This is a genomic window from Streptococcus humanilactis, from assembly GCF_019448275.1.
In the GTDB taxonomy this organism is placed as follows: Bacteria; Bacillota; Bacilli; order Lactobacillales; family Streptococcaceae; genus Streptococcus; species Streptococcus humanilactis.
In genome coordinates, this window is record NZ_JAHXBZ010000045.1 from 1 (window position 1) to 227 (window position 227).

The window sequence follows — 227 nt, forward strand, 5'->3', positions numbered from 1 at the left end:
GCACTTGTTGACGCTGATGTAGAGGCTACCGCGCTAGTACTTGCTGATGTAGAGGCTACCGCACTTGTGCTTGCTGATGTAGAGGCTACCGCACTTGTTGATGCTGATGTAGAGGCTACGGCACTTGTTGACGCTGATGTAGAGGCTACCGCGCTAGTACTTGCTGATGTAGAGGCTACCGCACTTGTGCTTGCTGATGTAGAGGCTACCGCACTTGTTGATGCTGA

1 protein-coding gene is annotated in these 227 nt (G+C 52.4%); it reads left to right on the top strand.

Annotated features, from left to right (window positions below; all coding sequences use genetic code 11):
* A partial coding sequence (locus KV696_RS09795) for a hypothetical protein (RefSeq protein WP_419965915.1) occupies positions 1–227 on the top strand: 227 nt, incomplete at both ends.